Source organism: Ideonella sp. P3_A4 (assembly GCF_056403075.1).
Map to the genome: position 1 here is coordinate 1 of NZ_JBFUGE010000338.1, position 6,691 is coordinate 6,691.

Sequence of the window (6,691 nt, forward strand, 5' to 3'; positions counted from 1 at the left end):
GCACCAGATGCGGTACGGGATCGTGAAGTCCCACGCGGCAATGCGGTCGTCCTTGATCTCGCGCCACATCGGCTGCACGACAGTCAGCGTGAACTGCATCGGCGGCGGCAGCTTCTCCTGGTTCTTGCGGCGCGGCACCGTGGCGCAGTACAGGTCGAGCTCAAAGGCCTCGCCCTGGTAGTTCGGCGCCTTGCTGAAGTCCAGCGTGTAGGCGCCGTTGGCGTCGATCGTGGCCTCGGCCAGCAGGCGGCCGGCCTTGCCGTCGCGGTCGGCGTCCGGCACGCCTTCGAAGGTGTCCTTGGTGCGGGCGACGGCCAGCGCCGCCACGTCGCGGCCCGGCGCCAGCGCGTAGGCCTTGACGACCAGGCCTTCCAGCGGCTCGATGCAGTCAAAGCAGAGCGCGCCTTTCAGCGTGCCCTTGAGGTAGTAAGTCATGGTGTGGTTCCCTGTGTGGATGGACTCGGCGAAATGCCGGTGCATCTCGCCCCACGACAGGCAGGCGAACACCGGGTACCCAAGGTAGGCGCATGCGAGCTGCCGCCCCATCCCTAACGGGAGAAATACGAGCACCTAGGAAATTCGGCCGACTAGGGGGGCGTGCGTGGCCGGTCCCGAAACGCGACGCCGGGCCGTGTTTGACGGCCTTTGATCGTCAACGTTGATGACGCGCAAATGGCGACGCAGGCCTAGCCTTGCCGACGTCCGCGAGGTGGTTTGCGGCGTGGAGGGTTCACATGAAAAACATTTCGACCGGGCAGGCGTCAGCAGCGCTGGCGTCTCGGTGGGCTGCACACATGCGGCGGCTGGTGCGACTGGTCATGGCGGCGCTGTTGGTGCCCATGGTGCTGAGCGCGTGCGCCGCCTTCGATGGCTATCCCCAGCGGGCGACGGACCCGGAAGAGGACGTCAAGAAGCTCGCAACGTTGATCGACGTGACGGCCATGGCGGCTTGCCTGAAGACGCCAACGGACACCTGCCGCAGCGAGATCGTCAGCGCGCGCATGTACGCCACCGACATCCGCTTCTCGCAGTTCGAGGAAACGCTGTTCCGCGATACGCGCAAGGCCGGTTTCAGCGCCACGCTGGCGACGCTGGGATTGAACAGTGCTGCAGCCGTCTCCAGCGGCGGCGCATCTCAGATCTTGTCGGGCCTGAGCGCTTTCATCATCGGCGGCCGCGAAGCCTACGACAAGGAAGTGCTGGCCGAGCGCACGCTGATTGCGATCCACACCGGCATGCGGGCACGGCGTGCGGAGGTCGCATTTCGCATTCGCGCCGGGCTGAGCAAGAGCCTGATCGAGTACCCGGTCGGCTCGGCGCTTTCGGACTTGAACGACTACTACAACGCCGGCACTGTGCTGGGCGCACTGGTAGGCATCACCGAAGCGGTAGGCGCGAAGGCCGAGAAGGCTGAGGCCAAGTTGACCGAGCAATTCAGCTTCCAGAAGGACGAGGCGAGCGATGCGTTCTTCATGGCGGTCTGTGCGGGCGACCCGAAGTGCTCAACGCCGAACACGGGCGTCTTCGACAAGGTGAAGCAGGACTGCTTCAAGCAGGCCGGCCTGGCACCCGGCACCTTGTTCACCGATCTGGTGTTGTCGCCTGAATTCGCCCGTGAGCGGGCGCGGGTGGCGGTGTGCATGAAGTGGCTGAAGCCGAAGACGCCTTAGGAGACAACATGAGCATTCAACGTGTCATCACTGACATCTCGCCTGACCGGTTCGCGTTCGTGGAAGCGGTGATCGCAGCCGATGGCGGCCGCATCATTTCAAGGAAGCCCGAGGACGACGGCGAGTTCACGATCGTGGCCGAGTTCCCCGACCCTGCGCCTGCCATGTCTGCCGCGCCCGTCGTCGCGGTGGCCGGCCTGGCAGCGGGCATGACCGCAGCCCCTGCGGTAGCGCCGACGCCCGTACCCGTACTGGCCGCGCACGTTGCGGCGGCCGGGTCGCCCGCAGCACCGGCTGCTGCAACTTCGGCCACGCCGGCCGTCCACGCGCGCATGCTCGAGATCGCTCGGGCCGAGCTCGGTGTGGCCGAAGTGCCCGGTGCAGGGGACAACCCCCGCATCGTGGCCTACCACGCGACGACCGGCGGCGGCAAAGAGCCGGACTCGGTCCCCTGGTGCTCGTCGTTCGTCAACTTCTGTGTCGAGCAGGCGGGTCTGAAGGGCACCGATTCGAAGGCCGCACGTTCCTGGATGACGTGGGGCCGCGTGACCACCGACTTCTTCCCCGGTTGCATCGTGGTGCTGGAGCGGGGCGCGGCGCCGCAAGGCCATGTCGGCTTCTTCGTCGGCACGGAGAGTGGCCGCCTCCGGTTGCTCGGCGGCAACCAGGGCGATCGTGTCAGCATCGCCAGCTTCGACCCCCAGCTTGTGCTGGCGATCCGCCAGGCGCTGTGAGCGGTGGCGCGGAAGTGCTGCTCAGCGCAGCWCTTCGAGCGCGCGCTCCATGCCGCCTTGTTCGATCGACAGCATCGCCTGCTCGCGCACGGCGGGCTTGGCGTGGAAGGCGATCGACAGGCCGGCTGCCCCCATCATTGGCAGATCGTTGGCGCCGTCGCCCACGGCAATCGCCTGGGCTGGCGAGATGCCCATCAGCTCGCAGACTTCGAGCAGCACGCGGCGCTTTTCGGCGCCGTCGACGATGTCGCCCCAGGGCCGGTCGACCATGCGGCCGGTGAGCTGGCCGTTGACCACCTCCAGCACATTGGCGCGGGCAAAGTCCAGCTGCAGCCGAGCACGCACCTTGTCGCTGAAGAAGGTGAAGCCGCCAGAGACCAGCAGCGTCTTCAGCCCCGCCGCGCGGCAGGCCAGCACAAAGGCCTCGACGCCGGGGTTCAGTTTCAGCCGCTGCACGTAGACATCTTGCAAGGCCTGTTGGCTGACGCCGGCCAGCAGTGCCACGCGTCGGCGCAGGCTGTCCTTGTAGTCGGTGATCTCGCCGCGCATCGCGGCCTCGGTGATGGCCGCCACCTCGGCCTTGCGGCCAGCCGCCGCCGCGATCTCGTCGACGCACTCGATGTCGATCAGCGTCGAATCCATGTCGAAGGCCACCAGCTTGAAATCGGCCAGTGCCAGCGGCGGCGTGATGCCTCGGGTGAACAGTCCGGGGGCGAATTCGGTGGCAGTCATCGGAAAGTGGGGCCGGGGCGGTCAGCAGAGACACACAAGTATCGCAGCAGGTCGTTCACGCTATGGCAGCATGCGCGCCCATGAACGGCATCACCTCCTGGCTGCGGACGCGCGGCACGCACGACAGCGGCAAGGTCGCCATGGTCGAGCTCTTCTTCGACCTGGTCTTCGTGTTCGCGGTGACCCAGCTGTCGCACGCCTTGCTGGCCCGGTTGACTCCGCTCGGCACCCTGCAGGTCGGCGTGATGATGGTGGGCACCTGGTGGGTGTGGATCTACACCTCCTGGGTCACCAACTGGCTGGACCCCGAGCGCCTGCCGGTGCGGCTGGCCCTGTTTGCGCTGATGGGGGCCGGGCTCGTGATGTCGGCCACCATCCCCCATGCGTTCGACGAGGCGGGGCTGGCGTTTGCGCTGGCCTACGTGGCGCAGCAGGTCGGCCGCACGGTCTTCGTGCTATGGGCTGTGCGCGGCGAGCGGCTGGCGATGCGGCGCAACTTCCAGCGCGTGATGTTCTGGCTGCTGCTGGGCTCGGCCTGCTGGCTGGCCGGCGGCCTGGCCGAGCCAACCCAACGCCTGGGTTGGTGGGGTTTGGCGCTGGCGGTGGAAACCGCGGCGCCGCTGCTGTTCTTCTGGACGCCCGGCATGGGCCGCTCGGTGCTGGCCGACTGGGACATCGACCCCAACCACATGGCTGAGCGCTGCGCGCTGTTCGTCATCATCGCGCTCGGCGAATCGCTGCTGGTCACCGGCGCCACGGTGGCCCATGCCGAATGGTCAGCCGCGATTGCCGTCGGCGCACTGGCAGCCTTCGTCGGCACCCTGGCGATGTGGTGGATCTACTTCGACACCGGCGCCACCCGCGYGCACCACCACATGGCGCATTCGGCGCAGCCGGGGCGGCAGGCGCGCAACGCCTACACCTACATGCACCTGCTGATCGTCGCCGGCATCGTGGTCTGCGCGGTGGCCGACGAGCTGGTGCTGGTCCACCCCGACCATGCCGACCTGCCGGCGCTGTTCGCCATCCTCGGCGGGCCGGCGCTCTACCTCGCGGGCACCGCGGCCTTCAAGTGGGCCACCAACACGCGGCGCCTGCCGCCGTTCTCGCACCTGGTCGGCCTGGCGCTGCTGGCGCTGCTGGCCGTGCCGGCGGCGCTGCACATGGCTTCGGCGCTGGTGCTGGGCGCCGCGACGACCGTGGTGCTCGTGATCGTGGCAGCGTGGGAATACGTCGCAGTGCGCCGGTCTTGAGCCGCCCCTTCGCAAGCCCTTAGGTGAATGTCCCGGCATCCAACAGCTGCGGCCGGGCGTAGAACCTGGATGCCGTCTGGATGCCCGTCGGCGTCCGTCGTCAGGTCGAAAGAGGAGCCCGTCATGTCCKCTGTCCTCGAACGCACCACCGCGCCGGTCGGCGCTGATCCGGCCACCGTCGCCCTGAGTCGCCTGCGTGGCTTCCAGACCGGCGCCCGCGAGCTGGATGACACCCCCTGCGCTATGCACGGCAAGTTGCCGACCTGGTTGCAGGGCCACCTGCTGCTGAACGGCCCGGCCGTCTGGGACTTGCCCCACGGCCACTACGCCCACTGGTTCGATGGCCTGGCGATGCTGCACCGCTTGCGGTTTGCCGACGGCCAGGTGCTCTACCGCAGCCGCTTTGCCGACAGCCAGTCCTACCGGCTGGCCCAGGCCGCCGGCAAGCCCGTGGTGGGCGAATTCGCCACGCCGGACACCGAGTCCTGGCTGTCGCGCATCACGCATTTCAAGCACCCCCGCGGCAGCGACAACCCGGCGGTGGTGATGTCGCGCATCGGCGAGCGCTGGATCGCCTGCACCGAAAGCCCGCACCTGATCGGCTTCGACCCCGACAGCCTGKCCACCTTGGGCGAACTGCAGCACGACGACAAGCTGGACATCGCGTTGATGGCCGCRCACGGCATGACCGACTCGCGCGGTGACTACTGGAACGTTGGCGTCGAGCTGGGCCCGAAGTGCACCTACCGGCTGTTCCGCATCCGCGCCGGCAGCACCCGGCGCGAATCGGTGGCCACCATCCAGGTCAAGAAGGCGGGCTATCTGCATGCTTTTGCCCGCAGCTCGGGCCACGTGCTGGTGTGGGAAACGGCGCTGCGCGTGCAGCCGCTCGGCTTCCTCTTCACGCGTCGGTCGTACGCGGCCAACTTCCGTTGGGACGCAGCCGGCGGCTCGGCGATCCACGCCATCTCGCTGGCCGATGGCTCGGTGCGGCGCTGGGACATCGCGCCGATGATGTGCTTCCACGCCGTGCAGGCCCATGAAGACGGGGCCGATCTGGTGCTGGACCTGTGTGACTACCCYGACGCGAGCATTTTCGAAGACCTGGCGCTGGACAAGCTGCGTACCGGCCAGCGCCAAAGCTCGGTCGCGCGGCTGGCGCGCTACCGCCTGCGCCCTGGCCGCACCGAGGCTGATGCAGAACCGCTCAGCCGCGGCTTCGAGCTGCCGCAAATGCACCCGGCACGGCCGGAAGAGGGCGCCGCCCGCTGGGCCTGGGGAGCCGGCTACGACGTCGACGACCGTGCTCACTTCCTGGACCGCACGGTGCGCATCGACCTGACCACCGGCGAGCGCCGCGAATGGCAGCGCCCGGACGCGGTGCAGCTCGAGCCACTGTTCGTGCCGCGCCCCGGCGGTTCCGATGAAGACGACGGCGTGCTGCTCGTGCCCACGCTGGCCGATGGAGACACCGCGACGATGGTGGCCGTGGTCGACGCACGCCGCATGGAGTGCCTGGCCACGGTGCAGGCGCCGCAGGTGGTGCCCTTCGGCTTCCACTCGGCCTTCCAGCCGCGCTGATCTGCGTCGCTACGTCAACCGGCCGATCCACGCGGCCGCGACGTCGAGCAAGCCTTCCAGCACCTCGGCGTCTTTGCGGCCGCTGCGCGCGGGCACGTGGAACGAGTGGTCGGCCTCGGCCACCAGTTCCAGCGTCGCGCGCGAGCCCAACTCCTTCGTCACGCCGGTGAGCAGCTCGACCTCGGCCAGCTCGTCACGGGTGCCCTGCAAGAAAAGCATTGGGCATTCGACCTTCGCCAGATGCGCGGCACGCTCGATCGACGGCTTGCCCGCCGTGTGCAGCGGGAAGCCGAAGAACACCAATCCGCGCACGCTCGGCAGCGGCTCGGCCGCTTGCGCTTGCGAAGTCATGCGCCCGCCGAACGACTTGCCACCCGCCACCAGCGGCAGGCCCGGGTAGCGCTTCGCCGCTTCAACCACCGCCGCGCGCACGGCGGCATGCGCCACCGCCGGTGTGTCCGGCCGCTTCGAGCCACGCTCCATGTAGGGGAACTGGTAGCGCAGCGTCGCGATGCCGCGCGTGGCCAGCCCGGCCGCCACCGCGGCCATGAACGAGTGCGCCATGCCCGCGCCCGCGCCATGCGCGAACACGTAGCAGGCGAGCGCGTCGGGTGGGGCCTGCAGCAGCGCCGAGACGGTCGAGCCGTCAGGCAGGGTGAGGGTCAGTTCGTGCGGATGCAGGGCGTCTGGCATGACACGGCCTCGGTGAATGGTTTTGGCC

Annotated in this window: 7 protein-coding genes; 4 read left to right on the top strand and 3 right to left on the bottom strand. The window is 68.5% G+C overall.

Annotated features, from left to right (window positions below):
• Positions 1 to 435, bottom strand: a 435-nt coding sequence (locus tag AC1DYI_RS23300; RefSeq protein WP_477206511.1) for a hypothetical protein, incomplete at its 3' end; no start/stop codon positions are given.
• Between the two features lie 299 nt (positions 436 to 734).
• Between AC1DYI_RS23300 and AC1DYI_RS23305 the strand changes: the two genes are divergently transcribed.
• A complete protein-coding gene (locus AC1DYI_RS23305) occupies positions 735 to 1,670 on the top strand; it encodes a hypothetical protein (RefSeq protein ID WP_477206512.1) in 936 nt (311 codons plus the stop codon).
• An 8-nt stretch (positions 1,671 to 1,678) separates the two neighbouring features.
• Positions 1,679 to 2,404, top strand: a complete 726-nt coding sequence (locus AC1DYI_RS23310; RefSeq protein ID WP_477206513.1) for a TIGR02594 family protein — start codon at positions 1,679 to 1,681, stop codon at positions 2,402 to 2,404.
• A 21-nt stretch (positions 2,405 to 2,425) separates the two neighbouring features.
• Here AC1DYI_RS23310 and serB read toward each other — a convergent pair whose 3' ends face one another.
• Positions 2,426 to 3,136, bottom strand: coding sequence for a phosphoserine phosphatase SerB (gene serB, locus AC1DYI_RS23315; protein ID WP_477206514.1), 711 nt, complete (start codon positions 3,134 to 3,136; stop codon positions 2,426 to 2,428).
• Positions 3,137 to 3,216: 80 nt separating this feature from the next.
• On the opposite strand from serB, the gene AC1DYI_RS23320 reads away from it, so the two are divergent.
• Entirely contained in the window at positions 3,217 to 4,389 is a 1,173-nt protein-coding gene (locus AC1DYI_RS23320; RefSeq protein WP_477206515.1) for a low temperature requirement protein A, read from the top strand.
• Positions 4,390 to 4,512: 123 nt separating this feature from the next.
• Positions 4,513 to 5,970, top strand: a complete 1,458-nt coding sequence (locus tag AC1DYI_RS23325) for a carotenoid oxygenase family protein (protein ID WP_477206516.1) — start codon at positions 4,513 to 4,515, stop codon at positions 5,968 to 5,970.
• A 9-nt stretch (positions 5,971 to 5,979) separates the two neighbouring features.
• On the opposite strand, the gene AC1DYI_RS23330 is transcribed toward AC1DYI_RS23325, so the two are convergent.
• Positions 5,980 to 6,663, bottom strand: a complete 684-nt coding sequence (locus tag AC1DYI_RS23330; protein ID WP_477206517.1) for an alpha/beta hydrolase family protein — start codon at positions 6,661 to 6,663, stop codon at positions 5,980 to 5,982.
• Positions 6,664 to 6,691: the final 28 nt, after the last annotated feature.

Bases quoted from the DNA above. Each gene is read 5' to 3' on its own strand.
- AC1DYI_RS23305 (WP_477206512.1), top strand. From the start codon at position 735: ATGAAAAACATTTCGACCGGGCAGGCGTCAGCAGCGCTGGCGTCTCGG.
- AC1DYI_RS23310 (WP_477206513.1), top strand. From the start codon at position 1,679: ATGAGCATTCAACGTGTCATCACTGACATCTCGCCTGACCGGTTCGCG.
- AC1DYI_RS23330 (WP_477206517.1), bottom strand. From the start codon at position 6,663: ATGCCAGACGCCCTGCATCCGCACGAACTGACCCTCACCCTGCCTGAC.